Source organism: Palleronia pelagia, assembly GCF_900110115.1.
GTDB classification, from domain to species: domain Bacteria; phylum Pseudomonadota; class Alphaproteobacteria; order Rhodobacterales; family Rhodobacteraceae; genus Palleronia; species Palleronia pelagia.
Genome location: NZ_FOCM01000001.1, coordinates 140672 through 165714, shown reverse-complemented (window position 1 = coordinate 165714; position 25043 = coordinate 140672). Strand labels below are relative to the sequence as shown.

Genomic DNA, 25043 nt, shown 5'->3' with positions numbered 1-25043 from the left:
ATCGAGATTGGAATCGGGTGGCTCACCCTTGTCATGTTCGGATCACTCCTCGCGCTTCTCATGGCGGGGCTCCCACTGGCCTTCGTCACCGGAGGGCTGGCCTGCGTATTCCTGTTCATCCTGGGCGACGCGAACGCCCTGAACATCGTTCCATCGCGGATATTCCCGCTGATGACGAATTATCAGCTGTCGGCAATCCCGCTCTTCATTTTCATGGCATCGATGCTCGAGAGGGCGGGCATCATCAACGACATGTTCGACGTGATCTACAAGCTTCTGGGCGGTGTGAAGGGGGGCCTTGCGGCTGCGACGGTGCTGGCCTCGACCATCCTGGCCGCGATGGTCGGCGTGATCGGGGCGGCGGTTGTCACGATGGGGATCATCGCCTTGCCCGCCATGTTGTCGCGCGGCTACGATCCAAAGATTGCGATGGGTTCGATCATGGCGGGCGGGACATTGGGCATCCTGATCCCGCCCTCGATCCTGGCGATAATCTACGCCGTCGTCGCCGAGCAATCCGTGGGCGAGCTGTTCATCGGCGCGGTTATCCCGGGGCTGATGCTGTCGACCTTCTATATCGGCTATTGCGTACTGCGCTGTACGATCAACCCCCAGCTGGGACCGCCGATCCCGGTGGAGGAGCGGGTGTCGAACCGCGAGAAACTCCGCCTTCTCGGCAACATGGCCGCGCCCATCGCGCTGATTGTGGTGGTGCTGGGGGTGATCTTCTCTGGGGTCGCCACGCCGGTCGAGGCAGCCGGGATCGGCACCTTCGGCGCGTTCATCGTCGCCGCGATTCACCGGCAGCTGGACTGGCCGACCGTACGCGAGGCCTGTCTGACGACGCTGAAAGCCTCGGCCATGGTAATCTGGATCATGTTCGGCGCGACGATCTTCGTCGGGCTCTATGTCCTTGAAGGCGGGCAGCAATTCGTGAACGAAGCGCTCGCAGCGACCGGGCTCGGCCCCTGGGGCATCCTCATTCTCATGCAGGTGCTGCTCGTGATCCTCGGGATGTTTCTCGATTGGGTGGGAATCCTCCTCCTGTGCGTCCCGATCTTCGTGCCCATCGTCCGGGCATTGGGCGCGCAGAGCTTCGGACTGGCCGACCCCGACGATCTGGTTCTGTGGTTTGGGGTGCTCTACCTCGTCAACATGCAGATGAGCTTCCTGTCGCCGCCATTTGGCTACGCGCTCTTCTACCTGCGCGGGGTCGCCCCTCCGGAGATCCCGATGGGCGATATCTTCCGTTCGGCCCTGCCCTTTCTCTTCCTTCAAATCGTGGGACTCGCTGTGTGCATGCTCTTTCCGCAAGTCATCATCTGGCTACCGCGATTGGTCTACGGATGAATGCGGCCGTGGCGTTGCCTGGCATGAAACAGGGGAGTGCTGTCAGACCAATGCGGACTGGTGTCTGCCAGGACATCGGCACTGCCCCTTATTACGCCCAGAGACCGTGCCACTCGGCGAGAGCGGCGGCGCGGTTGTTCTTGAAATGGCATAGGCTGGAGAGGGCTCGTTCCTTGCCGAGCGGATGATCTTCGGACCGGTCTTGAAGTAGCGGAGAGGCGAGCGTTGGGTCATCCTCGACGGTTAGCCACAGCCCTGCCCTGCCTCAGGACATGGGCCCCTGACAATACCTGGCGCACGACCCGAGGGCCTGCTGACGCCCCGACCCTCGCAAGGGGAGCCTCGGCAGAAGAAGGTTTCGACCGATCAGCCGCCAAGGCCCGGGATCACCGCCACGGCGAACCGCAGGCCGACCAACAAGAGGAACGCGCCGAACAGCCGGGTCAGCGCCTCTCGCGACAGGGCGTGACCGACAGATACCCCAAGCCGCGTCGCCAGCAACGACGCGGGCAGCGGGATCGCCACGGCCAGCAGTGACACGAACCCGATCGACCCTGGCGGCAGACCCGGCGCGCCCCAGCCCGCCACCGCATAGCCGATGGTGCCGGGCACGGCGATCAGGATGCCCACCCCCGCAGACGTCGAGACCGCCACGTGGATTGGGCGACCGTGCAGCGTCAGTGCCATCGTCGACAGTGCGCCGCCGCCGATTCCCATCAAGCTGGACAGCAGACCGATGACAGCACCGTAGCCGGACAGCACGGGACCTGACGGCAGGTCGTCGGAGAGCCGCCACCCCGCGCCCCCGGTCAGCATTCGCACCGAGAGCAGCAGCGCAACGGCGGCGAAGACACCCTGGAAGACCGCGGGTGCCGCGATGCTGGCAATGGCGCTGCCGGCAACGACGCCCAGCAGGATCGGCAGGGCCCAGAGCCGCAAGACCCGCCCTTCGACCGTTCCCTTGCGCGCGTGCTGCAGACTGGCCGAAATCGCGGTCGGCACGATGATGGCCAGCGAAGTGCCCACGGCCATGGGCATGGCGATCGTTTCGGGGCTGCCGGTCGCGCGGAATACCTCGAAGAATACGGGCACCGAAACGGCGCCGCCGCCCACGCCGAAAAGCCCCGCCAGGAACCCGATGGCCAGCCCGGCCAGCGCCAAGGCCAGGACAATCGGCACCAGGTCCATCGGCATCATGTCCGTCGGCACGTCAGCGCCGCGCGGCGAAACGCGACAGGCTCGACCCGTCGAAGCCGCCAAGGCCCTCGGCCTGCGCGGCGTCGTAGACCCGCGCCGCGGCATCGGCCAAGGGCACCTGAGCCCCCTTGGCGGCGGCCCAGTCCCGTGCCAGCTGCAAATCCTTCGCCAACCCGTCGATGTCGAAGGTGCCGGGCTGGTCGGTGCCGTCGATGGTGGCCGCAACGACCCCGGCACGGTTGCCAAGAACCGTCGGCCCGGCCGACGAAGACGCCAGCAGGTCAACGATGACCTCGCCCGACAAACCCGCACCGCGCAGCATCGACAGGCTTTCGCCCAGCGCGGCCCAGTAGAGCGCAAGTGGAAGGTTCACCGCCAGCTTCATCTGCGCCCCCGCGCCCACAGGGCCCACATGGGCCACGCGCTTGCACAGATGATCCATTACCGTCCTCGCCCGCGCCACATCCGCGTCGGAGCCACCCGCGAGGCCCAGAAGAGCGCCTTTCAAAGCGGGTGCGACCGTTCCCCCGACGGAACAATCTACAAAGGCCCCGTCGGCATCCGATACGCGAGCGGCTGCACGTTCCTTTTCCGGTGGCAGGAGCGTGCTGGTGTCGATCACCAGCCGCCCGGACAGGTCCGAGGCCGCCAGCCCGTCAATCACCGCAGCCACCGCCGCGGCATCGCGGACCGAGATGAGGATCACATCCGAGACCGCAACCAGCGCGGAAAGATTATCGGCAACGGAAGCCCCGGACGACTGTGCCCGCTTCGTGCCGGATGCGGTGCGGTTCCACACCGTTACAGTGTGGCCGGTTGCGACCAGCCTCTCGGCGAAGGCCGTACCCATTCGTCCCGTTCCCGCTATCCCGATTCGCTCGCCCATGGTCGCTCCCCTGCTTGGTCGGCGGTTTCGATACCGCGCGTCGCTCGAAAGCCGGGCTGCTGCGCCAGGTGCCGGACGGCGAAGACGCGTGATTATTCAGGCCCGATCCCTGTTGCCTCGCTCAAATAATATATTTTTTGCCTCGTTATATCAATTTGTATATTATCGCGTCAGCGTGACCGTTGCGTCGCGCTCATTGGGAGGAGGATTCAACATGACCAAGATCGCGAAAATACGGGCAGTCATCGGCGGGGCGGTCATGACGCTTGGCGCGACGACCGCGATGGCCCAGACCGATGTAACCGTGGCAGTGCCGAACCCTTCGGCGATCCTGTGGGGGCCGATCTGGGCCGCCGCGGGTGAGGGGTATTTCGAGGAAGAAGGACTGAGCGTCGATGTCCAGGCCGTCGACGGCTCGAGCGCCGTGCTGCAGGCGATGTCGGCCGGACAGGCCCAGATCGGCGTGCCCGGTCCCGGACCGGTTCTGGCCGCCAGGGCGCGCGATCTCGACGCGGTGTTTATCTACAACATGTATCCCAAGAGCCTGTTCGGCCTTCTGGTGGAGTCGAGCACCGGCATCACCGACCCGGCCGAGCTTGAAGGTCAAACCGTGGGAGTCGGCACCGCGGACGGGGCCGAAGTGGCCTTTGCCCGCGCGATTTTGGGCGATGCGGGCCTGACCGAGGGCGAGGGCTACGAGTTCCTGCCCGTGGGCGACGGCGGCACCGCGGCGGTGGCCTTCCTGCGCGACGAAGTCGACTCCTACGCCGGCGCGATCAGCGACGCGGCCATCCTGCGGTCCCGCGGTATCGAACTGACCGAGATCACACCCGAGAAATTCCTGGGCTTCTTCGGCAACGGCGTCGCGACGACGCGTGGTTACATGGAAGAGAACCCGGACGTCATCGAAGGCTTCGGGCGCGCGCTGGTCCGCGGCATGGAATTCATGTCCGACCCCGCCAACAGTGAGACCACGCTGGACCACATGGCGGCGGGCAATCCGCAGGAAGGCGAGGATCGCGAATTCGCGGGCGCGCTGCTGGATGCGGTGGTCGAACGCATGACGCCCACCGATGCCTATGCCGATCAGGGCTTCGGCTACCAGCCGCCCGAGCACTGGGAAGCCTGGCACCAGAGCCTTCAGGACAACGGTGTTCTGGACGCGCCGCTCGACGATCTGAGCGCGGCGTTCACCAACGACTTCGTCGCCACGTGGAACGGCCAATGACCGCGATGGCGGCAGAGGTCGAACAGGATCCGGCCGGGGAAACCCGGCCGGTCTACGAGATCTCCGGTCTGACCAAGCGGTACGGTGATTTCCTCGCCTTGTCGGACGTGGATCTCAGCCTCGGCAAGGGCGAATTCGCAAGCGTTATCGGATCGTCGGGCTGCGGCAAGTCCACCCTGCTGAAGATCATGGCAGGCCTGATGCCCCCGAGCGCCGGCCGCGTCGTGCTCGACGACCGTCCGGTGCTGGGTCCACGCGCCGATATCGGAATGATGTTCCAGCAGGCGACGCTTCTGCCGTGGAAGACCGCCATCGAGAACATTGTCATGCCGATTTCGATCCGCGAAGGCCGATCGGCCGCGAAGAAGGCCCTGCCCCGCGCGCAGGAGCTCTTGGAGCTCGTCGGACTGGAGGCCGCGGGCAACAAGTACCCCGACGAGCTGTCGGGCGGCATGGCGCAGCGGGTCGCGATCTGCCGCATGATGATTTCCGAGCCCGCGGTCCTGCTGCTGGACGAGCCGTTTTCCGCGTTGGACGAACTGACCCGCGACTTTCTGAATATCGAGTTGCAGCGCATCTGCGAGGCGCGCGACGCCACCGCCTTTCTTGTGACCCACTCGATCCCCGAGGCCGTGATCCTGTCGGATCGCATCTTCGTCATGCAGGCCAATCCGGGCCGGGTGGGCGAAGTCATCGACATCGATCTGCCGCGCCCCCGATCGCTCGACATGGTCAACACGCAGAAATTCGGGGAAATCGTGTCGCATATCCGCGGCCGGCTCGACAAGGAAGGGTTCCTCTGACATGCCGACAGGCTTCCAGTCACAGCAGACGCCGGGTGAAGATACGGTCTGGATCGAACAGGATCCCTGGATCGACCGCGTGCCACGCTCGGTCGCGATGGTGGCCCTTTTCGTCCTGATCGTTGGACTTTGGTGGGGCGCCACGGCATCGGGCCTGGTGTCGCCGATCATCCTGCCGACACCGGCCGAAACCTGGGAGGACATCGTCTTCGTCGGCGCCAACATCCTTTCCGCGGGCTACGTGCTCGAGGCGCTCTGGACGACCACCAGAACGGTGCTTTACGGGTACGCCATCGCGGCTGGCATCGGCTTTTCGCTGGGCGTGCTGGTCGGTGAAACGAAGTTCGGGGAACGCGCGGTCATGCCCTACCTGGTGGCTATCGACACCATGCCCAAGGTGGCGTTCGCACCGCTGTTCATCGCATGGCTTGGCTTCGGCATCGCGTCGAAGGTGGCGCTTGCGGCCTTTATCGCGACCTTCCCCATCGTCGTATCGACGGCAGCAGGTCTCTATGCGGCGTCCGAAAATGAACGGATGCTGTTCAAGTCCATCGGCGCCACGCGGATGCAGACGCTGGTAAGGCTCAAGCTGCCCACCGGCCTGCCCTACCTGTTCACCGGACTGAAGATCGCAGCAGTGGGTGTAATGGCCGGCGCGATCACCGGTGAGTTCCTGGGCGGCGGCGAGGGCATGGGAGCCCTCATCCGCGTGTCGGCGTCCCAGCTGGACACCCCAAGGGTGTTCTCGCTCATCATCTATCTCAGCTTCCTCGGCCTCGCGATGTACCTGTTCGTGGTCTGGTTGCAGCGCAGGCTGGTGTTCTGGAATCGTGGGGACGTGCCCGGTGCCATCGGATGAGCTTCTTTCCGGCAGCTCGGCCAACCTGTCCGAGCAAGCCTACCAGGCGCTGAAACGCGACATCCTGGCGGCGGCGCTGCGGCCTGGCGCGCGCCTTGCGCTCGACAAGCTGTCCGAGCACTACGCCATCGGCGTGGTCCCCCTGCGCGAGGCGCTCAACCGGCTGTCGTCGGAGAAATTCGTCGAGCGCCGCAGCCAGCGGGGCTTCTTCGTTGCGGGCATGTCGATTTCGTCGCTGGACGAGCTCGTGAAGACGCGGATCTGGCTTGAAACCAAAGCCCTTTCGGAAACGCTGGCGGTCGCGGACGACGCTTGGGAAGATGATCTGGTGCTGGCTTTCCACAGGCTTGAACGCACCCAGCGGCTCGAGGATGGCGATAGCGCCGAGTTGCTGAACCCCGCCTGGGAGGAATGCCACAAGGCCTTCCACTTGCAGCTGATCTCGCTCTGCGGATCGTCCCTGCTGCTGGGCTTCTGTTCGTCGATGATGGATCAGGCGGTGAGGTACCGGAACTTATCGATGAACGTGGACATCGCCCGGCGCGGAGATGCCATCGGCGAACACCGCGCGCTTCTCGAGGCTGCCGTGGCGCGGGACGCCGATCGCGCGACGCAACTGCTCGAAGCGCACTACCGCGTCACACTGAAACGGCTGCGCCCTGTCCTGGAGTAGGACGGGCCCCGCACGGAGCAAGGGAGATGGACATGGCACTTCGGATACTTAGCGGCGGGGCCGCGAACGGTCTGGTGAACGCGCTGCGCGCGCCGTTTCGCGCCGAGACAGGCCTTGAGATCGAAGGCGATTTCGGCGCCGTCGGCGGGATGCGCGACCGGATCGAGGGCGGCGAGCGCATCGACCTGGCGATCCTGACCCGCGCGGCGATCGACGCGCTGGTGGCAGCGGGCAAGCTGGACGGGGCGAGCGTCGCCGACCTGGGCGGCGTCGATACCGGCGTGGCCGTCCGCGCGGGCACCGATCATCCGTCGATCGCGGATGGCGCAGCTTTGGCGCGCCTCTTCTCCGGGGCCGACGGGCTTTTCTGCCCCGACACGCAGAAGGCCACGGCCGGCATCCATTTCGCCGCGGTCCTGAAGGAGCTCGGGCTCGCCGATGCGGACACCCTGAAGGAATATCCGAACGGCCAGACTGCCATGGCGGCGATGGCGAAATCGGACCTGACGTCACCGGTGGGCTGCACCCAGGTGACCGAGATCCTCAACACCGAGGGCGTGGATTACGTGGGCGCCCTGCCCCCGCCTCACGATCTCAGCACGACCTACACTGCGGCAGTCGCGGTGAATGCGATGCAGCCAGAGGCGGCACGCGCGCTGATCGCCCAGCTGATCGATCCCGCCCGGGCCGAGCTGCGCCGTAGCGTCGGCTTCACCTGAAGGTCGACGCACCGCGCCAGTCGGGCCGAGTCATTTCGTGCAGCCGGCTGACCGTGCGGCGAAACTCGGCCCCGAACTCGCCCGCGCGATACAAGACCTCGGGCTCTGTCGAGGCCCGGACCGCCAGCCCGCAACCCGCGTCGTAAAGCGTGTCGACCAGCAGGATGAAACGGCGCGCGGCATCGTGATCGCGCTCGCCCAGGACCGGCACATTGTCGAGGATCAGCCCCTCCGCCTGCTCGGCAAGATCGAGATAGGATGAGGGTGCCATCGGCACGCGGCAGAGCGCGGCGAAATCGGCCCGGACCATGCCGCCCTTCCTGCGCATGACGCCACTGGCCCCGATGGTGATCTCGCGCTCGGCGTCTCCCGCCGCGTCCCAAAGCGCGTCGATCCGTGCGCCCTCCGCCCCGTCGTCGCCCACTGCGTAGAACGCGGCCGCGCAGGAACCCACCCGGTAGTCACGCCCGCCGTCCAGGTGCAATACGTCAAGCCGCTCCTCGATCAGACGTACGAAGGGCAGGAAGAGATCCCGCTTCAACCCGTCGCGATAAAGCTCGGCGGGCGGGCGGTTCGACGTGACGACCACAGTGCAGCCCCGCTCAAGCACCCGCGAAAAAACCCGTCCCACGATCATCGCGTCGACGATATCGACGATCTCGAGTTCGTCCAGCGCGAGCAGCGACAGGCCCGGGACCTGCGCATCCGCGGCGTGGTGCACGAGCTCGTCGCGGCCCTGCTCGCGGGCGGTGTGCAGGGCGCGGTGGATGTCGCGCATGAAGGCATGGAAGTGGGTGCGCCGAGCGGGAATGTCGCCCATGGTCTGCATCAATCCGTCGACCAGCATGGATTTCCCGCGCCCGACGTCCCCCCAAAGGTAGACGCCGCGCGGGGCGGACCCGCGACCGAACAGGCGGGACAGCCCGCCCGACCGGTAATCGTCCAGCTCCGATCGCAGTGCATCCAGCCGCGCCACGATCTCAAGCTGCGCGGGATCGCGGCTGAGACCCTCTTCGACCTTTGCATCGTAATAGGCAGCCAGGGTTTCAGCCATGCAAAGGTCCCTGTACCAAACGCCGGCCGGGGCCCGAAAGGGCCCCGGCATCAGTGACTTCAGTCGGCAACTGGCCGATCACATGTTCGCCTCGCGCCAGGCTGCGACTTCTTCCTCGACCTCGGCGCGATCGAAATCATTCGCGGCTTCGACAGGGCCCGGCTGAAGGAAGCGGTCCGGCTCGACCTGCTCGTCGATCAGGCCGAATTTCTGCATGCCCGGCTGGATGGCGCTCCAGGTCTCGGTATTGAGCCCGCCGAGGGTCTCGGTGACCGACACATTCAGGCGGATGGCATTGTTGAGGTATTGCTGGCCGAATTCCGGATCTTCCCACTCCTCGGGCACAGCGGTCCGGGCGATCTGTGCAACGACCTCGGGGTCGACCTCCGCCACGTACATGCCCTTGGACCAAGCGCGCAGATAGCCTTCGATGGCGTCACCCTTTTCCTCCAGCGTCGACGCCATGACGGCAAAGGTGTTGCCGGGCTTGTTCGAGACTTCCTCGGGCGTGATCAGCTTGACCGGGATGCCGTTGGCCTGAATGGCCAGCCAATCGGGCCCCGACCCGGCGATGGCGGCGACGGTCTGGTCGCGGAACGCGGCCGCCAGCGTTGGCCCCGCCTCGCCGACAACGACGGTGGTGACGTCGTCCTCGGTCATGCCGCGTGCATCCAAAGCGATCTGCATGGTCACGCGGTCGCGGTCGGAAACCAGCCCCACGGTTTCGCCGGCCAGTTCCTCGACATCCGTGATGCTGCTATCACCCGATATCGCGATGCCGTCCGGCGCGGTCTGCATGACCTCGTAGATCACGTTCAGGTCCACGCCCGCCGCGATTGCCTGAAGCACCTCGGCCGAGTCCAGCATCGCGATGTCGGCCTGGCCGTTGCGCAGGAAGTTCACGAAAGGAATGGGCGTATCCGAGGGCAGCAGGTTCACCTCGATGCCTTCCTCCTCGAAGTATCCCAGTGCCTCGCCGACGATCAGCGGGAAATAGTTGGCCGAACGCTGCTTCGGCATGACCGCGTTGATGGTGGTCGTGTCCTGGGCCATCGCGGGCATCGCGACAAGGGCGCCCAGCGCCGTTGCTGTAAGTATGCGTCTCATGTGAGATTTTTCCTCCCTTGGGGTTCGCCGGGTGTGGCAGCGTCGGTCACGGACCAGCGCGCGCGCCGTCTCCGGCCGACGGCGTCCATCCTCTCCGTTCGCCGCCAGAAGACGACGCGATCGTCGAGAATCTCGATGAGGCTGAACAGGATCAGTCCAAGCAGCGACATGCTCAGGAGGGCCGCGATGGCCGCGCTCATGTTCAGCGAAAAACTCAGCCGCTGCATCAGCACGCCGATGCCGGCGGTCGCCTGGCTGAATTCAGCGACGACGGCGCCCACCAGCGCCGTGGTGATGGCGATCTTGAAGCCCGCGAAGATCATCGGCAGCGCCGCGGGCACCCGCAACTTCCAGAACACCTGCGCGCGGCTCGCCCCCATGGAACGGAACATCTCGAGCGTGTCCTCGTCGGTGCGCGTCAGCGCCAGCAGCGTGTTCACGAAGACCGGGAAAAAGCAGACGATGGCCCCCAGCGCGATCTTCGAGCTGTAGCCGAAACCGAACCAGGCGATGACGATGGGTGTCAGGGCCAGACCCGGTGTCACGTTCAGCAGGATTGCATAGGGCGAGACGTAGCGGCGGAAACTGTCGTTCAGCGATGACCCGACCGCCAGCGCCAGGCCCAAAACACCGCCCACGAGAAAGCCCGCGAAGGCTTCGTAGAAGGTGATGATGAAGTGGCGATAGATGGTGCGGTTCTCGACGTAGAGCTCCCAGATGCTGGCGGCGATCTTGTGCGGCTCGGGCAGCAGGATCACGTCGATCACCCCCGTCGCGGCCGCCAGTTCCCAAAGGGCGATCAGGCCGGCGAAGACCAGCAGGTGCTTGATCACGGGCACCAGGCGAATGGCAAGGTGTCCCATCACGATGTCGTCCCCATCTTTGCACGCCAAGCGGCCTTGCGGCGGCGGCTCATGGCGTCGGTGCGGTCACCGTCGGACCAGAAGACGACGATGCGGTCCAGCTCCTCCATGCCGCGGAAGATGAAATAGCCAAGCGCCGAAAGGGTCAGCACGCAGACGAAGGCGGACGCCATGTTCAGCGTGCCGGTGTACTGGGTGATCAGGACACCAAGCCCGGCATTCGACGCGATGAACTCGGCCACCAGGGCCCCGCCCAGCGCGGACGCCATGGCAAGCCTCAGCCCGGCCGAAATTTCCGGCAGCGCCGAGGGCCACAGGAGCTTGGTGAAGGTCTGAACCTTGCTTGCCCCCATCGAGCGGAACATCGATTGCTTCTCGGGCTCTACCCCCACAATGCCGTTCAGCGTGTTCACGAACGGGGCGAAGAAGCAGACGAGCATCACGATGGCCGTCTTGGAGGTCCAGCCGAAACCGAAGGCCGCGATGATGACGGGACCGATGGCGATGCGCGGCGTCGCCTCCAGCACGACGACGTAGGGCTTGAGATAGCGGCGAAGCCGGTCCGACATGCCGACGCAGACGGCAAGCGCGATGCCGAGCGCCGATCCGGCAAGGAAGCCGACCAACACCTCGAGCATGGTAAGACCGAGATGCGGCCAGATATTGCCCTGGGTGATATAGAGCCGCCAGAACCCCAGAAGGATCGCGCTGGGATAAGGGAAGAACAGCGGGTCGAGCCAGCCCATCCGGCACGAGATCTCCCAGGCGGCAACAAGCGCGACCAGGATTCCCGCGTGCCGCGCGACGATCCCGCGGGTCCTGCCCTTCGCCGCGACGGCACCCAGATCGCCCTCGTCGCTCATGCGTCCTCGCCGGCGGTTGTCTCGGTCTCGAACGTGGCCCGCACCTTGGACACAAGGGCGTTGAACTCGGCGCTTTGCTGCAGCGACGGACGCCTCGGACGCTCGAAAGGCACCTCGACAATGCCGGCGATCCGGCCCGGGCGCGGGGTCATCACGAAGACGCGGTCGGCCAGGAATATCGCCTCGCCAATATTGTGGGTCACGAATAGAGTGGTGGCCCCCACCTCTCCGACGATGCGCATCAACTCCACGTTCAGATGTTCGCGGGTAAACTCGTCCAGCGCGCCGAAAGGCTCGTCCAGCAACAGGATATCGGCGCCCGTCTGCAGCAGCCGCGCCAGCGCCACCCGCTGCTGCATCCCGCCCGAAAGCTGGCTGGGAAAAGAAAAGGCGAAGTCCTCGAGTCCGGCCAGTCGCAGAAGGCCCATAGCCTTGCGACGATCATCGTCGGTGACGCGTCCGCCGATCTCGGACGGCAGAAGCACATTCTCGATCGCCGTGCGCCAATCCAGAAGCGTGGGTTTCTGGAACATCATGGCCACGGCCGGATTCGGGCCGGTCACATCGCGACCGTGTATCGACAGCGTGCCCGCGCTGCGGTCCAGCAGCCCCGCCACCATGCGCAGAAGGGTGGACTTGCCGCAGCCCGAAGGTCCGACAAGCGAGATGAATTCGCCCTCACGAACGGTGAAATCTGCATCGTCAACGGCAACGACCGCACCGCCGCCGAAAGTCTTTCGAAGCGCCTCGGCCCTGATCACGGACATGTCGCGCCGGTCCCCCCTGTCCGCCATGCGCGCCTACCCGACCCTGTTGTGCAGCGACCCAAGGCCGGTGATCGACACCGTCATCGCGTCGCCCGCTTGCAGGTATTTCGGGGGCGTGAAGCCGATCCCGACGCCGGCGGGCGTTCCGGTGGCGATGATGTCGCCGGGGCGCAGGGTCATCGTGCGGCTCAGCGTTTCGATGATGGTCGGGATGTCGAAGATCAGGTCCTTCACGACCGCCTTCTGGCGTGTCTCGCCGTTGATCTCGGTGACCAGCTCCATCGTTGTCGGATCACCCACCTCGTCCGCGGTGACGAGCCATGGGCCCATCGGGCAGAACGTGTCGAGCCCCTTGCCGATGGTCCATTGCCCGTGCTGGCGCTGCAGTTCACGCGACGTGACGTCGTTGATGATGACATAGCCGAAAATGTGGTCCCACACCGCATCACCGCTGACACCGAAGGTGGGGCGACCGATGACCAGACCCAGCTCGCCCTCGTAATCCACCGTCGCCGTCGGATCGAGCGACCCGCGCACCTCGGCCTCGGGCCCGACGACACTGCTGGGAGGCTTGGTGAAGATGACCGGATGGTCGGGCAACGCGCTTTTCGATGACGAGTCGAATCCCGATCCATGAAATTCGTCGGCATGGGCGTGGTAGTTCTTGCCGACACAATAGATCGGCCCCCGCGGGTCGGGGATCGGTGCCAGGAGACGCACGTCTTCCGGCGCCATGCGCGGACCGCGCCGCCGCGCCCAGTCATCGGTCTGGCCCGACCGGATCGCGTCCAGCACCGCATTTCCGGCCCCGTCGCCCTGAGCGCAAATGCGGATCGTGCCCGATTCCAGCACACCTGCGCCGAGTTCCCCGTCCTTCTCGAAGGTCACAAGCTTCATATCATCGATATTCCAAATTATTATCGATAATCAATCTGGCCGATCTTGCGTTGCTTGTCAAATTCGACGCATGAGAAGGCATGGACATGCTGCTTCCCCCTGATTCCGCGCCGTCTGGCGCAACGCTGGCCGACACAGCTTGGCAGCGCCTGCGCCGCGATATCGTCTCGGGCACGCGCCCGCCGGGCGAAAGGTTGAGAATCGAGCGCCTGCGCGAGTTTTACGGCATCGGCCCCACCCCGCTGCGGGAGGCACTTCAGCGCCTTTCGGCGGAGGGACTCGTCATCGCCGAAGGGAATCGCGGCTTCGCGGTCGCGCCGCTCGATCCGGCAGAGTTCTCGGATCTGACCCGGGCGCGCATCGCGGTCGAGCGGGAATGCCTCAGGCTGTCGATCGCCCACGGAGACCGCGCATGGGAGGCACGCGTCGTGTCGGCAACCTACCTGATGGCCAGCGCCGATGCCGACACGGTGCCTGGCGCCGACGATTGGGAGCAGGCGAACGCCGACTTCCATCTGGCCATGGTGGCCGCCTGCGGATCCGACTGGCTTCTGCGGGTCCGCGCCGGGCTACAAACACTCGCCGAGAGATACCGCCGGGCCTCGGTGGATCGATCACGCGGCCGGCGCGACCTCGGCGCCGAGCACAAGGCGATTTCCGAGGCCGTGCTGGCGCGCGACGTCGAGAAAGCTCTGGTCCTGACCGAACGCCACTACGGAAAAACCGAGGAAGAGCTGCGCGCCGCCGCCCCGCCCTCGGATGAGCACCAGGACCTGGGCAAGGAGTGACTCCACTGAAGTGATCTACCAAGGGGATGGAACGATCCCGTCATGGAGAGACAGATTTGCGAGCCAAATCGCCAGCCGGGCCTTGGCGGACACGCACCGCGTCGGATCGGGCCCGAAGGCATCACGTTGACCGAGCGGGGAAAGGGCACCAACACCCGGCAGATCAACAATATCGCCATGGAGAACGAGGATTACTGCGACTCGCTTCTCGTCACCGAGGTGTTCACCCCGGCCGGTCACTGGTCCTCCTATCCGTCGCACCGCCATGACGGACGATTTCCCGCGTATCACCTACCTGGAAGAGACGTATTATCATCGCCTGAACCCTGCCGCGGGTTTCGGTGTTCAAAGGGTTTACACGGATGACGGACAGCTGGACGAAACCATGGCGGTATCGGATGGCGACGTCGTCCTAGTCCCGCGCGGCCATCACCCCTGTGGCGCTCCCTACGGGTTCGAGATGTACTACCTGAACGTCATGGCGGGCCCGCTGCGTAAGTGGCGCTTCGTTCCTGCGCCCGAGGTCGAATGGATCATGCAGCGCGATGCCTGACGCCGAATTGATCCAGTTCGCGCTGAACCAGAAGACGTTGCCGGAAACACCGTTCCTGGCCTTTCTCGACCTCGCGGCCGACCTCGGCTGTGTCGGCGTCGAAGCCCGGATTGATCTCGGCCGCCCCCTGTTCGACGGTCTTCCCGCGGCCGAGGCGGGGGACCGCATACGGGAGCGGGGCTTGCGCCTTGTCGGGATCAGCGAGGTGTTCCCTTTCAAAGATTGGACGGAGGAACGCCGCGCGCTGACCAAGTCGCTTCTCCGCTCGGCCTCCGAGGCCGGCGCGGAAACGATCAGCCTGATCCCGCGTGTCGATGGCAAGGGACCCAGCATGTTTGGCTCCCCTGCCCGGCATCAGGATATTGTTTCCCAGATCCTGTCCATGACCGATGATCACGACATTTCGCTACTCATCGAGCCGATCGGCTTTCCGGGCAGCTCGATCCGGTTTCACAGTGAGGTTGCGGACTGCATCTCCCAGCTCGATGCGAGCGATCGAGTGGGTATCCTCCACGATACGTTCCAGCACAGCCTGTCGGGCGACGGCGAAATACTGGTCGAACACCTCCGTCATGTTCACATTTCGGGTCTGCCTGACGGGCGCGGCCCCCTGACCGAAGCCGACGATGCAAAGCGGGTCCTGATCGACGAGAATGATCGGACCGGTGCCGCCCGGCAGATCAGCCATCTGATCACCAAAGGATATCGCGGGCCCTTCTCGTTCGAGGCAACCGCACGGGACGCGCGCTACCGCGAAAACCCGCACACATCGATCTCCGCGTCCATGGCTTTTCTAAGGGATTTCTCCAAGTGATCAGGATGAATCCAATCACTCCGGAGAGCCTGAGTTATCCAACACGCGACTAGACGCGAACCAATAAACCATGAGCCGGATGAGGACTGCTGGTCTGCCCCCAAGAAAATTGGTCCTTCTTGAAGTAGGCTTTCGAGCCAGATGGAGGAAGACTGGCGTAGACACTACAACGAAAACCGACCTCACACCGCGATCGGATATAACGTCCCGATTGCCGTGCATTATCCCGATGGCGCAACCAGCCCGTCACCGTGAAACAGCCGGGAAATTCCAGCTCCCGGCGGTCCAAGGTTGGGGAGCAGAGCATCAACCTGCGGACGCTCCGGAAATCCGGAGGAGAGCCGGGTCTCAGCTCAATAGCTTTGCCACAAAAACGCGGGACCGGAAGGCGTCTCCAAAAATTCCTCAAGAAATCGATGCGGAAGCTTCGTCGGGCGAGGACGCCTTTAGACATGCATCCAATTCATTACGAATTTCTTCAAGGCGGCGTCGTAAATCTGGGCCAAATCTCGACTTCGCCTGATCGTCCGTTCCAATCTCCTCAAGCAGCTCGGCCCGACTCTCTCCCGGTATCTTGGCGTAGTGCCTGTCGGTTATTGTTTCGCCCTCGTGACCCATGTTTTCCGACCAGGCTTTGCGCTGTTCGCGGGTCAAAGATCGTTCGTCGCGCAACGCGGCGATGGTGGCTTCGGGATCGTGCTCGCAGACATGAGTGGTTGCCTCAAAGACCGAAAGGCGTTCCAGAAGCCGGAACTGGCTGTTTGGATCTATCGTCGCATAACGCCCTATCGCCATATGCGCCGTAACCAATGTGATAGCTTGGACGTCGAATGTTTCGATGAACGCCTGTTCGACGAAATCCGCTGGGGACCCAAACGCTTCGAAGTCCGGCCAAGGATAGCGATCTGATGTAGGTTCAGTCGCGATGTATTTCGTCCGAGCTATCGCGCAGAGAGATTCGGCATGACGCCTTACGAAATCATTCCAAAGGACATGCAGTGATTCATAGCCGCAAGGCGCGAACATTTATTCAACCTCGCATACGTATTTGGTCCAGGACGCCATCAAATCGCGCCGCTTCTCCAGCAGGTCCGACCGGGCATACGCCCGTTCTACGGCCGTGCCGACCCGGTGCGCGAGGCACATCTCTGCTACCTCACGGGGCGCGCCCGCGGCTTCCGCCGCCCAATCGCGGAAAGCCGATCGGAAGCCGTGGATCGTCACACCCTCGATCCCCATCCGGCGCAGAAGCATCAGCATCGACATATTCGACATCGGTCGGTGGCGTTGCTGGCCCTCAAAGACGACCTCCGCCCCGGGCGCCCACTGCTCGTCCAGGATCGCAAGCATTTGCGGCGTCAGCGGAACGCGATGGGCCTCGCCGGCCTTCATTCGCTCGGCCGGGCAGGTCCAGAGCCGCCCGGCCACATCGATCTCCTCCCAGCGCATGCGAAGAACCTCGTTGGTGCGCGCTGCGGTCAGGCAGGTGAACAACAGCGCTCGCGCTGCCATTGCCCTACGGTCTTTCAGCAAAGCATAGAAGGCCGGCAGGTCCTGCCAGCGCATCGCGCCGTGATGCTGGGGCTTCGCTCGGACCTTCGGCAGGATGGCCGCGTCTTTGATCGCCGTGACCCGATTCTCGCCATCGCGGAACCCTTTTGAGCGGGCGACGTCGAGCACGATCTTGATCCGTTGAGCAAGACGCCGGGCGGTCTCATGCTTCTCTGTCCAGATCGGCGAGAGGCATATCAGCACCTCCGGCTGACCGATGCTATCGACCGGCATACGGCCGATTTTTGGAAAAGCATAGTCGTGCAGCGTGTTGATCCACTACTGGCCGTGCTTGGCATTTTTGAAGGTCGGCAGACGCTCGATATGCACTTGAGCCGCGATCTTTTCGAAGGATGGCACTTCGCGTGTCGAAATGAAGCGGGGATTGAGCCCGGCGCGCGCCATCCTGCGGTACTCCAATGCTCGATCGCGTGCCTGCGGCAGCGTCACGAGTTCTGCGCTGCCAAGGCAGAAATCCGTCCGAAGCGGCTTGCCCCTAGAGTTACGCTGCCCCTTTATTGTCACTCGCGCGATCCAGCGACGCGCGCCGGAGGGATCGACGACTAAGTAGAGACCGTTGCCATCCCCATGCCGGCCGGGGCCGAGATTCGCCACGAGCTTCTTGATCAGCTTGCCGCCCAGCGCCATCCAATCGAACCACTATCCATACCACGCAACGAACGAGTGCAGGTAAAGCGAAAGAAATCCAGTACAGCTTGGCCGCCCCTCCAAGTCACAGATTGGATTGAAAAGGCCGCTTAGGGTGGCTCGGAGGAACTCAATCAAAAAGTGAAATGGCGGAGGGGATGGGCCTGACGTCGAACCTTCTCTCCCCTGTACAGCGTTGACCCTTCACAATTTCATCTAGCGCGATTCCAGTCTCCATGCAGTCCAACTTGGTGGTCCTTCTTTTACGCCGTCAGGTCGAACACCTGCCCTCCGAAGCTCAGATTGATGGCGTCCTGCCCGTCGCCATCCACCAGCGCCCAGAGGATCTGGCCCGTGGGACGGTAGATGACGAAGGCCTCTTGGACGTCGTCTGCGCCTGCCGTGGGCGTGGTGGTGACGTTCATCTGGAACTCATCGCGCGTGGCGCTGCCGCCGTATACAAGCACATCGCCCTCGGCCGCGTTGTAGTCCTGGATCCAGTCCGACCCGTGATCCGCAATCCCGACGTGAAAGAATCGGTCGCCGCCCGCCCCGCCGTTGACCCTGTCGCTGCCGAAACCGCCATTGACGAAGTCGAGCCCGTCGCCGCCGAAGATCAGGTCGCCGAAGGCCGAGCCTGTCAGTGTGTCATCGCCCGCGCCGCCGATTACCGTGTCGGCCCCGAAGCCACCGGCTATGGAGTCGTTGCCCGCGTCTCCGCGCAGCTCGTCATTGCCGTGGCCGCCGTCGATCGTGTCGTCGCCGTCGCCTCCATAGATGTTGTCCCGGAGATCAGCCCCCGTTTCGCCCCCCTCGATCAGGTCGTCGCCGTCGCCGCCGACAAGGGTGTCCAGACCGTCACCTCCGCGCAAAGTGTCGTTCCCGGCATTTCCGATCAGAAGGTCATTGCCTGCGTAGCCTTCGAGAAGGCTGCTGCCCTCACCGTCGACAAGCCTGTCGTCTTCGACGGTACCGAACAACCCTTCAGGTACATCAATCTCATGAGAAAAGAGCGCTCCGACCCCGCGCATATCCGGATTTGCTGACTGCTCGCCGGTCAGGCGCGTCAGAGTCTCGTCGGCATCCATAACCCAGAGGTTCCCGCCGATCATTTCGACGCCGCCGAAGCCGTCGTCGATGACGGCGTTGCCGCGCATGTAAAGCCGCTCCTCCGTCGCGGCGAAAACCCCTACTCCGAAGTCCCCTGATAGGCTGCCGATGCCGGGCACCGTGTTCACCGTACCATTATCGCTGAGCCTATACAGCTGCTGGCTGCCGCCAGGTCCATCGGCCGCAAGATAAATCCGGTTTGCAAAAAGGACGACATCGCGAATGATCCCCAACTCGCCCTCCTGCAAGAGCTGGGTCAAGCCGCCGTCAGGTGCCACTTCGAAAAGGTCGCCGTAAGTGCTGTAGAGAAGAAGGCGGCCGTCTTGCTCCTTCAAGATCAACCCGAGGCGGAACAGGCTGCCAGCGTCCGACAGATCGACTGCCTGCACCACCCCGTCGCTGCCGATACGGTAAAAGCCAGGATCGCTCACCCCGCTCGTGGCGCCGTAGTCCACCGTGAACCAGACCGCACCGCCAAAGCTGTCCAAGTCTCTCACATCGCCAAGGGGATCCACAAAGACGAAGTCGTTTGTGCCGTCTGCATTGCGGCGCCACAGCTCGTCGCTGCCTAGAGGCGATTGCTGATCCGCGATGTAGTATAATGTGTCCCCCAGCCCCGCGAGGGCAGCATCCGGGTGGCCCCCGTCGCGAAACAGATTGCTGAGCTGTGTGATCTCCCCGCTCAGCGATACGGTGTAGACATCGCCATTCACCACACCCAGCCGACCGCCGAGATCACCATCTAGGATCGGCAAGGTGTAATTCCCTTGCCAATCTATCGCACTCGGCCAGAAGCTACTCCACTGGTACCCAGTAGCTTGGGCATTCTCGAAGCGGGCTATTCCGCTATCGAGGATGCCCTCGTGCGTTATCCGATGCACAACAACGTTCAGGCCCTGCGCCCGATTTCCGCCCGCTTCCGAGTATACGGTTTCCAGCGAGGTAAACCACAGATCGCCCTGCACATCGGCAAGGTTGACTTGAGCAATGCCCATCGACCCGAGCGTCTGGTCGCCGCCTGAGATCTGCGAATCTGGACGGAAAAGTGGGACCAGTTCGCCAGTGCCTGTAGCTCCGTACAGTTCGAAGGTGCCTGAACCCCGAAGGCCAAGGAACACCACCTCGATATCGTTCGAAGTGACCCGCATGATCATCCCCCACTCAAAGGCCCTATCAAGAAAGGCTAGCCGAGAGATCTCGTTATGTCACATCAGCGTTGTCTTTTTGATATGTTCTCCTTCAGACACCACATCGTAAAGTCAGCTAGCTCTCTCGGCCTGAGCCCGCCGCTTCCGTCAGTTTGGGGTAAGACTCCACTCCAACTGCACTGCTACCCACCTTGGAATACCTGCACTCCCAAAAGTGGTCTTCCCATAAGGAGCCATACGAGCCGAGTAGCTTCAAGCCGTTAGGTCGAACACCTGCCCGCCGATGCTGAGGTTGATCGCATCCTGCCCCGCGCCGTCGACCAGCGCCCACAGTATCTGTCCGGTGGGGCGGAAGATCACAAAGGCCTCTTGCACATCATCGGCGCCCGCCGTGGGCGTGGTGGCAAAGTTCAGCTGGAATTGTGACGCATTTGCCATGCCGCCATAGGCCAAGACATCGCCCTCGGCGCTGGAATAGTCCTGAATCCAGTCGCTGCCGTGATCCGCGATGCCGAGGTGGAAAAACCTGTCGCCGCCGGCCCCGCCATTGACCCGGTCGCTGCCGAACCCGCCGTTGATGAAGTCGAACCCGTCGCCGCCGAAGATCTCGTCGCCGAAGGCGCTGCCGGTCAGCGTGTCGTCGCCGGTCCCACCGATCACCGTGTCCGCGCCGAAGCCACCGGCGATGGAGTCGTTGCCTGCATCACCGCGCAGCTCGTCATTGCCCCGACCGCCCTCGATGGTGTCGTTACCGTCGCCACCATAGATGTTATCCCGTAAGTCGGCCTCGGTTGCCCTGTCGTTCCAGCCAAAAATCAGGTCATCGCCTGCCTCACCGATTATGGTGTCGGCACCTGGGCTTCCTATGATTGTGTCGTCCAGAATAAATCCGCGAAGTAAGACATCTTCGCCTCCGGCGCGGATCTCACGACCATTCAAGAGGAACTCGATCGAGATGGCACCGCCAAGCTCGAAAGAGTCCTCGTAGAACTCACTTACATCTGCTGGCAGAAGGAGGGCTTGTAGCGAGCCGTCCTCAAGACGGCTGGCGACGTTTCGGAGCGTTCCTCGCTGCGTAAAGGTCTCAACCATTTCCTGGGCTATGCCCAACCTATCAAGATGGGCTTCGAGTTCTTCGCTGCGCAGAGCCACACGGAAACCAGCATCCTCGAAGAAATCATCGTTCACAACTGCGGCCACTTGTGCCGCGCTCAGCCCGGCCGGATCAACGAGACCCGATTCCCTTGTAACCAGTATCTCCAGCTCGACCAGCGCTGGTGGCTCGGGGGGCGTCGGCTCCTCCGGCGATCCGCCCGGTCCTTCGACAAGCGTTTGTAAACCATGGTCATATTCGAAAATGGCACCGTCGAGAGTAAATCCGCTCACGTAGGTACGCAGGTCTTCCAGATCATCCATGGCGACTGCATCGACGATACCGCTCAACAGTCCCGTCTCCACTTCGCTGCTGGCCATGCGTGTAGTGTTCGCGAGGCTGTCGAGATCGACTGTGTCAGAGGTGAAGTCGACTACACGCGAAGCACCTAAATCCAGTGGATCAGTCCCGGTGGAAAAATAGTAGAAAATCATGGCCAGCCTTTAACTTCGGTATTGATTTAGTAGTCGGTTTCACAATTCCTTCAGTTGTTTCGCATAGAAAGAAATGGACTGAAGTGATTTCGAACCGCATCGCTGCGACGTTCACTGATCAAGTAGACGTAGCGCATCCCTTGTGGTGAAGGTCGATGGTTCGTGCAGCGTCGACCGGACCCATCACATTCAGCATTATTAAGGCGTTTGGCTGGGTTTTTCGAACACAGGTATAAAGGTAACCTCTGCACAAGAGCGGGTGTCGCCGTGTGGATAGCGACTAGCCGAACCCTTGAGAAATGTATTGGGCGTCGCCCTCTTTGAGTGCGCAATTAGACTGTCAAGAAAATAACGGACCCAACTCACGGAATGAATTGCAAGCAAAATTGATCCCCCAACCAACCCCGAACGTCCTCAACGCTAGCGGCGCCGCGTTGGCCGATCAAGATAAAATTCTCGACCATTCTCGTCCTCGAGCGCCTTCAGACGGCGCATCTCGTCCGGCAGCAAGCCACCACGGTTTCGTCCAGCTGAAGTGGGTCGTCTGCTGCCCCCCGCCTTACGGCAGACTCTGTCACGGGCGTTCTGTCCTCGCCCTGCTTCAGGATGATCGCCTTCTGCGCCTGTATGAACCTTGATGCCTGCATGCGACTCCGCTGCTCTCCCAGCCGGGAAAGCTGAGCCGGAACCTCCAGCTTCGAACGGTCCAGTTTTCGGGGGGCAGAGCAGCCGCGCTCAAGCGGAAAATCGTTACTGCTAGATCACTAAACTCCCCCGCCGGAGACGGATCGTCTGCCATAAGATCAACCTACCGAGTTCGTTACCCTGCCGGCCCACCACGATGACAACCGGCGCTGTGCGCCCGCAAGACCGGCAAAAGATGTAGGCCGGACCATTTCTGGCCCGGCCCATTAAATGATAACAGAATACCCAAATGCGACGGATATCGTGGCTCAAGAATGCCCCACGCTCCTGCCCTCACACAACCTGTACAATTAGTCAGGTCTCACCAAATCACGCAAAACGGTCGTTGTCGAAGCTGCTCACTGTTGTGCTTCCAGAAACAATGATGCTCTTTGCGACAATATTGCGGCCCTTTCGCCGCTCACTTGGTCAATCCGGTGCTGTCGAACGAATGCGAACTGGTGACTGTCAGGACAGAGGCGCCGTCCATTATATCGCACAGAGATCGCGCCACTCGGCAAGAGCGGCGGTGCGGTTTAGCTTGAAAATATGCCGGCTTGAGAGGCTGCGTTCATGGTTGAAATGGTTCGATACCGAAGCGTGAACGGCGGCGAATTTCTGAAGATTTCTCATCCGTCGGAACCGGGGCATCGCACGCTCTCTTCTTCGGAACGGCAGGTGCAAATTCTCGGCTCGATTGTTGAGCCATCGTCGAGTCTCCTGGCGTCCTGTAGCCCCGAGTTCTTTGAGCGCGGCACCGTATCAGCGTAGCCTGTCCGTGACGATCGCCTCAGGGCGACCATGCTTCCGCATCGCATTCTTAAGGAATTTCAGCGCCGCCTTCCGGTCCCTGGTCTTCGTCACCTAGCTTTCCAGCACCTCGCCCTCGTGATCTACAGCGCGCCAGAGATAGCGCCGCTCGCCGTTGATCTTCACGAAAATCTCGTCGGGTTGCCAGCGCCAGCGGCTGGACTTCATGCCCTCGATACGACGCATGCGGATCTCCGAGGCGAACATCGGCCCGAACCTAAGCCACCAGTGCCGGGGACTTAGCGGTAGCGATCGGCGGAGTTCCCGGGCGGCGCCGTCAGGTCCCGGACGAGTACGGAAAGCTGGACCAGTCCATCGAGCAACCGCAGCGCTTCATTGTGGGCGACGCGCTTCTGGGCCTGCGCTGCAGGGATGCAGGGCAGCAGGAGATTGACCTGGTCTCTTGATACTTCCGCTTACAGTTGAGTGAACCTGATCACGGCAAGGAGATGTAGTCCGCGGAAACAAAGCCGGTGATCCCGGGGGCATCCGCGAGAGAAACCCGGCACCAGAGTTGACCAATCTCTGTCACGCAATCGCGCCGGATCAACTCCGTGCCATCCGGCAGACCGAGGATCACTCGAAAGCCGAGGCCCGGCCCGGCGCGGAGTTTCAGGAGCTCATCCGGGCCCGTTCGCTCAACCACTGAACGGTCGCCGCCCACGGTGCCACAGCCGGTCAGGAGCGCGATTGCAACGACTGCCGTGATTGTGTGACGTGTCATGCCGGTCCCCCAAACTGTCCTCATCTCCCTGCCGCAATCCGATCGGTGTTACAACGGGTCGCACCGGTCAGATCAGTCGGTTGGCGACGCGGTGCGCATACGCTCCAGCAGGTTTTTGACGCTTGATACGTGCCAGATTCGGCTGCGGCGCGTCTGTATTCCTCGGGCATTGAGCTCAGTTGCAATATCGCGAAGCGTTGCATGGCCGTTGGCGCGGATGTCGGCGATGACCGACGCAAGAGACATGCTGAAGGCGTCGGCATTGGCAGTCACCACCTTGCGCAGGGCCGCGCCACCCTTGCCTGCACGCCGGAGTGCCGCGGCACCGTTCGGATTGCCGAGCTTCACGCCTCGTGCCTTGGCAGCCGCCAACGCCTCCTTGGTGCGCCTCGAGATCGCCTCTCGCTCCTGTTGCGCCACCAAGGCCATGATCCCAACGGTCAGGTCGTTCGCCTCGGGCATGTCGCAGGCTAAGAAGCGGACGCCGCTGCCCTGAAGGGTCAGCAAGAAGGCGGCGTTGCGCGACAGGCGGTCGAGCTTGGCGATCACCAGCGTGGCGCCGGTGAGACGCGCGAGCGTCAGAGCACTCTCCAGCTCCGGCCGATCATTCCTGCGGCCGCTTTCCACTTCGGTGAAACGCGCGATGACCTCGGCGTCGCGGGAGGCCGCGTAGTTGTCGATCGCCTTGCGCTGCGCCTCCAGACCCAACCCGGACCGCCCCTGCCGGGCTGTCGAGACCCGCTCGTAGGCGACGAGCCTCTGCGATGGGGCAGCATTCTTGACCATGTACACACCTGCCTGACGTTGGTTGCGCAGATGTGTACCGTAAAGGCGGCGCTGAGTGTACGGAGGTTCAGAGGCGGGCGTCGAGATAGTGGCGCTTGACCCCGTCCTTCTCATCTCTTTCCAGCTGTGCCTGGCTCGGGCCGTCCTCGTAGATCATAACGAATTCCATCTTGGGGCTGGTGTCGTCTCCCTTCATGGTCCGAATACGAGACCTGGCCGCGGGCGTGAGCCCCAATTCGCCCATGTAGCGCCCCATGAGTTCCAACTGCTTGTTGGCCACCGACAGCCATGGTGACTGCTGGACGTAGCCGGATGGGGCCTTCAGCAACGGCGGTGTTTCCTTCAGCCTTTCCTCGGCCTCAACCCATCGCCCATAGGCCTGGCAATAGGCCGCCAAGGCTGCTCGGTCGGCGAGGGTTACAATGCCCGCGTCAAAGAGCGGGGTGGCGAGGCGACGCCATTCCTTCTGGGCAATCTTCGACAGATGAGGGGGGCAGCGAGGCAAGGCGGCAAGCGGCGTATCCTTCAAGGACTTGCGGTCCGGCCTCGGTTTGCGTCCGCGCATCATCGATCG

General features: G+C 63.0%; 26 protein-coding genes and 3 pseudogenes. 10 read left to right on the top strand and 19 right to left on the bottom strand.

Going from position 1 to position 25043, the window contains the following annotated elements; translation table 11 throughout:
- Nucleotides 1-33: 33 nt before the first annotated feature.
- Nucleotides 34-1350: a TRAP transporter large permease gene (locus tag BMX96_RS00830; RefSeq protein WP_236736910.1), complete on the top strand. Its 1317-nt coding sequence runs from the start codon at nucleotides 34-36 to the stop codon at nucleotides 1348-1350.
- Nucleotides 1351-1716: 366 nt separating this feature from the next.
- On the opposite strand, the gene BMX96_RS00825 is transcribed toward BMX96_RS00830, so the two are convergent.
- Together BMX96_RS00825 and BMX96_RS00820 are read right to left on the bottom strand one after the other, a co-directional pair.
- Nucleotides 1717-2559 (bottom strand): sulfite exporter TauE/SafE family protein, encoded by an 843-nt coding sequence (locus tag BMX96_RS00825; RefSeq protein ID WP_236736909.1) that lies wholly within the window; start codon nucleotides 2557-2559, stop codon nucleotides 1717-1719.
- A gap of 1 nt (nucleotide 2560) precedes the next feature.
- Complete coding sequence (locus BMX96_RS00820) at nucleotides 2561-3526, bottom strand: NAD(P)-dependent oxidoreductase (protein WP_269085874.1); 966 nt, start codon at nucleotides 3524-3526, stop codon at nucleotides 2561-2563.
- Nucleotides 3527-3647: 121 nt separating this feature from the next.
- On the opposite strand from BMX96_RS00820, the gene BMX96_RS00815 reads away from it, so the two are divergent.
- The 5 genes from BMX96_RS00815 to BMX96_RS00795 are packed head-to-tail and all read left to right on the top strand — an operon-like array spanning nucleotide 3648 to nucleotide 7715.
- The gene (locus BMX96_RS00815; RefSeq protein ID WP_236736907.1) at nucleotides 3648-4661 is read left to right on the top strand and encodes an ABC transporter substrate-binding protein; all 1014 of its coding nucleotides are present in this window, start codon (nucleotides 3648-3650) and stop codon (nucleotides 4659-4661) included.
- On the top strand, nucleotides 4658-5464 hold the full coding sequence (locus BMX96_RS00810) for an ABC transporter ATP-binding protein (protein ID WP_214606818.1): 807 nt from the start codon (nucleotides 4658-4660) through the stop codon (nucleotides 5462-5464). The genes BMX96_RS00815 and BMX96_RS00810 overlap by 4 nt, the downstream gene beginning before the upstream one ends.
- Before the next feature lies 1 nt (nucleotide 5465).
- On the top strand, nucleotides 5466-6323 hold the full coding sequence (locus BMX96_RS00805) for an ABC transporter permease (RefSeq protein ID WP_091843181.1): 858 nt from the start codon (nucleotides 5466-5468) through the stop codon (nucleotides 6321-6323).
- Nucleotides 6310-6996: a GntR family transcriptional regulator gene (locus BMX96_RS00800; RefSeq protein ID WP_091843179.1), complete on the top strand. Its 687-nt coding sequence runs from the start codon at nucleotides 6310-6312 to the stop codon at nucleotides 6994-6996. The genes BMX96_RS00805 and BMX96_RS00800 overlap by 14 nt, the downstream gene beginning before the upstream one ends.
- Nucleotides 6997-7022: 26 nt before the next feature.
- Nucleotides 7023-7715, top strand: coding sequence for a molybdate ABC transporter substrate-binding protein (locus BMX96_RS00795; protein WP_214606817.1), 693 nt, complete (start codon nucleotides 7023-7025; stop codon nucleotides 7713-7715).
- Here BMX96_RS00795 and zapE read toward each other — a convergent pair.
- The 6 genes from zapE to BMX96_RS00765 all read right to left on the bottom strand — a co-directional run bounded on the left by zapE (nucleotide 7708) and on the right by BMX96_RS00765 (nucleotide 13266).
- Entirely contained in the window at nucleotides 7708-8769 is a 1062-nt protein-coding gene (gene zapE, locus BMX96_RS00790; protein WP_175481620.1) for a cell division protein ZapE, read from the bottom strand. The two genes, BMX96_RS00795 and zapE, sit on opposite strands and share 8 nt — an antisense overlap.
- A 78-nt stretch (nucleotides 8770-8847) precedes the next feature.
- A complete protein-coding gene (locus BMX96_RS00785) occupies nucleotides 8848-9876 on the bottom strand; it encodes an ABC transporter substrate-binding protein (RefSeq protein WP_091843173.1) in 1029 nt (342 codons plus the stop codon).
- Entirely contained in the window at nucleotides 9873-10739 is an 867-nt protein-coding gene (locus BMX96_RS00780) for an ABC transporter permease (RefSeq protein ID WP_091843171.1), read from the bottom strand. Before BMX96_RS00780 ends, BMX96_RS00785 begins: the two co-directional genes overlap by 4 nt.
- The gene (locus BMX96_RS00775; protein WP_091843168.1) at nucleotides 10739-11602 is read right to left on the bottom strand and encodes an ABC transporter permease; all 864 of its coding nucleotides are present in this window, start codon (nucleotides 11600-11602) and stop codon (nucleotides 10739-10741) included. Before BMX96_RS00775 ends, BMX96_RS00780 begins: the two co-directional genes overlap by 1 nt.
- Entirely contained in the window at nucleotides 11599-12369 is a 771-nt protein-coding gene (locus tag BMX96_RS00770; protein ID WP_091844364.1) for an ABC transporter ATP-binding protein, read from the bottom strand. The genes BMX96_RS00775 and BMX96_RS00770 overlap by 4 nt, the downstream gene beginning before the upstream one ends.
- Before the next feature lie 33 nt (nucleotides 12370-12402).
- Nucleotides 12403-13266 (bottom strand): fumarylacetoacetate hydrolase family protein, encoded by an 864-nt coding sequence (locus BMX96_RS00765; protein WP_091843165.1) that lies wholly within the window; start codon nucleotides 13264-13266, stop codon nucleotides 12403-12405.
- Between the two features lie 80 nt (nucleotides 13267-13346).
- On the opposite strand from BMX96_RS00765, the gene BMX96_RS00760 reads away from it, so the two are divergent.
- From BMX96_RS00760 to BMX96_RS00745, 4 genes and pseudogenes are all read left to right on the top strand, one after another.
- Entirely contained in the window at nucleotides 13347-14054 is a 708-nt protein-coding gene (locus tag BMX96_RS00760; protein ID WP_091843163.1) for a GntR family transcriptional regulator, read from the top strand.
- 75 nt (nucleotides 14055-14129) lie between these two features.
- Nucleotides 14130-14607 (top strand): annotated as a pseudogene (iolB, locus tag BMX96_RS00755) (5-deoxy-glucuronate isomerase); the annotation flags it as partial.
- The gene (locus tag BMX96_RS00750) at nucleotides 14600-15421 is read left to right on the top strand and encodes a TIM barrel protein (protein ID WP_091843161.1); all 822 of its coding nucleotides are present in this window, start codon (nucleotides 14600-14602) and stop codon (nucleotides 15419-15421) included. The pseudogene iolB and the gene BMX96_RS00750, both read left to right, overlap by 8 nt.
- A 141-nt stretch (nucleotides 15422-15562) precedes the next feature.
- Complete coding sequence (locus tag BMX96_RS00745; RefSeq protein WP_091843157.1) at nucleotides 15563-15676, top strand: integrase core domain-containing protein; 114 nt, start codon at nucleotides 15563-15565, stop codon at nucleotides 15674-15676.
- Nucleotides 15677-15826: 150 nt separating this feature from the next.
- Here the strand turns inward: BMX96_RS00745 and BMX96_RS19070 are convergent, their stop codons facing one another.
- The 11 genes and pseudogenes from BMX96_RS19070 to BMX96_RS00705 form a co-directional block, all read right to left on the bottom strand.
- The gene (locus BMX96_RS19070) at nucleotides 15827-16447 is read right to left on the bottom strand and encodes a hypothetical protein (RefSeq protein ID WP_139209902.1); all 621 of its coding nucleotides are present in this window, start codon (nucleotides 16445-16447) and stop codon (nucleotides 15827-15829) included.
- Nucleotides 16448-17239: a tyrosine-type recombinase/integrase gene (locus tag BMX96_RS19815; protein ID WP_407944648.1), complete on the bottom strand. Its 792-nt coding sequence runs from the start codon at nucleotides 17237-17239 to the stop codon at nucleotides 16448-16450.
- Between the two features lie 12 nt (nucleotides 17240-17251).
- A complete protein-coding gene (locus BMX96_RS19810; RefSeq protein ID WP_236736905.1) occupies nucleotides 17252-17620 on the bottom strand; it encodes an Arm DNA-binding domain-containing protein in 369 nt (122 codons plus the stop codon).
- Nucleotides 17621-17883: 263 nt separating this feature from the next.
- Nucleotides 17884-19884, bottom strand: coding sequence for a calcium-binding protein (locus BMX96_RS00735; RefSeq protein WP_236736904.1), 2001 nt, complete (start codon nucleotides 19882-19884; stop codon nucleotides 17884-17886).
- 246 nt (nucleotides 19885-20130) lie between these two features.
- The gene (locus BMX96_RS00730; protein ID WP_091843155.1) at nucleotides 20131-21465 is read right to left on the bottom strand and encodes a calcium-binding protein; all 1335 of its coding nucleotides are present in this window, start codon (nucleotides 21463-21465) and stop codon (nucleotides 20131-20133) included.
- A 456-nt stretch (nucleotides 21466-21921) separates the two neighbouring features.
- Nucleotides 21922-22112, bottom strand: a pseudogene (locus tag BMX96_RS19805) (IS3 family transposase); the annotation flags it as partial.
- A gap of 526 nt (nucleotides 22113-22638) precedes the next feature.
- Nucleotides 22639-23193 (bottom strand): annotated as a pseudogene (locus BMX96_RS00725) (IS6 family transposase); the annotation flags it as partial.
- 5 nt (nucleotides 23194-23198) lie between these two features.
- A complete protein-coding gene (locus tag BMX96_RS19800; protein WP_269085873.1) occupies nucleotides 23199-23288 on the bottom strand; it encodes a hypothetical protein in 90 nt (29 codons plus the stop codon).
- A 107-nt stretch (nucleotides 23289-23395) separates the two neighbouring features.
- The gene (locus BMX96_RS00715; protein WP_091843152.1) at nucleotides 23396-23683 is read right to left on the bottom strand and encodes an SH3 domain-containing protein; all 288 of its coding nucleotides are present in this window, start codon (nucleotides 23681-23683) and stop codon (nucleotides 23396-23398) included.
- A 72-nt stretch (nucleotides 23684-23755) separates the two neighbouring features.
- Nucleotides 23756-24469: a recombinase family protein gene (locus tag BMX96_RS00710; protein WP_091843149.1), complete on the bottom strand. Its 714-nt coding sequence runs from the start codon at nucleotides 24467-24469 to the stop codon at nucleotides 23756-23758.
- Nucleotides 24470-24536: 67 nt separating this feature from the next.
- A complete protein-coding gene (locus tag BMX96_RS00705) occupies nucleotides 24537-25037 on the bottom strand; it encodes a phage terminase small subunit P27 family (RefSeq protein ID WP_236736903.1) in 501 nt (166 codons plus the stop codon).
- Nucleotides 25038-25043 lie beyond the last annotated feature (6 nt).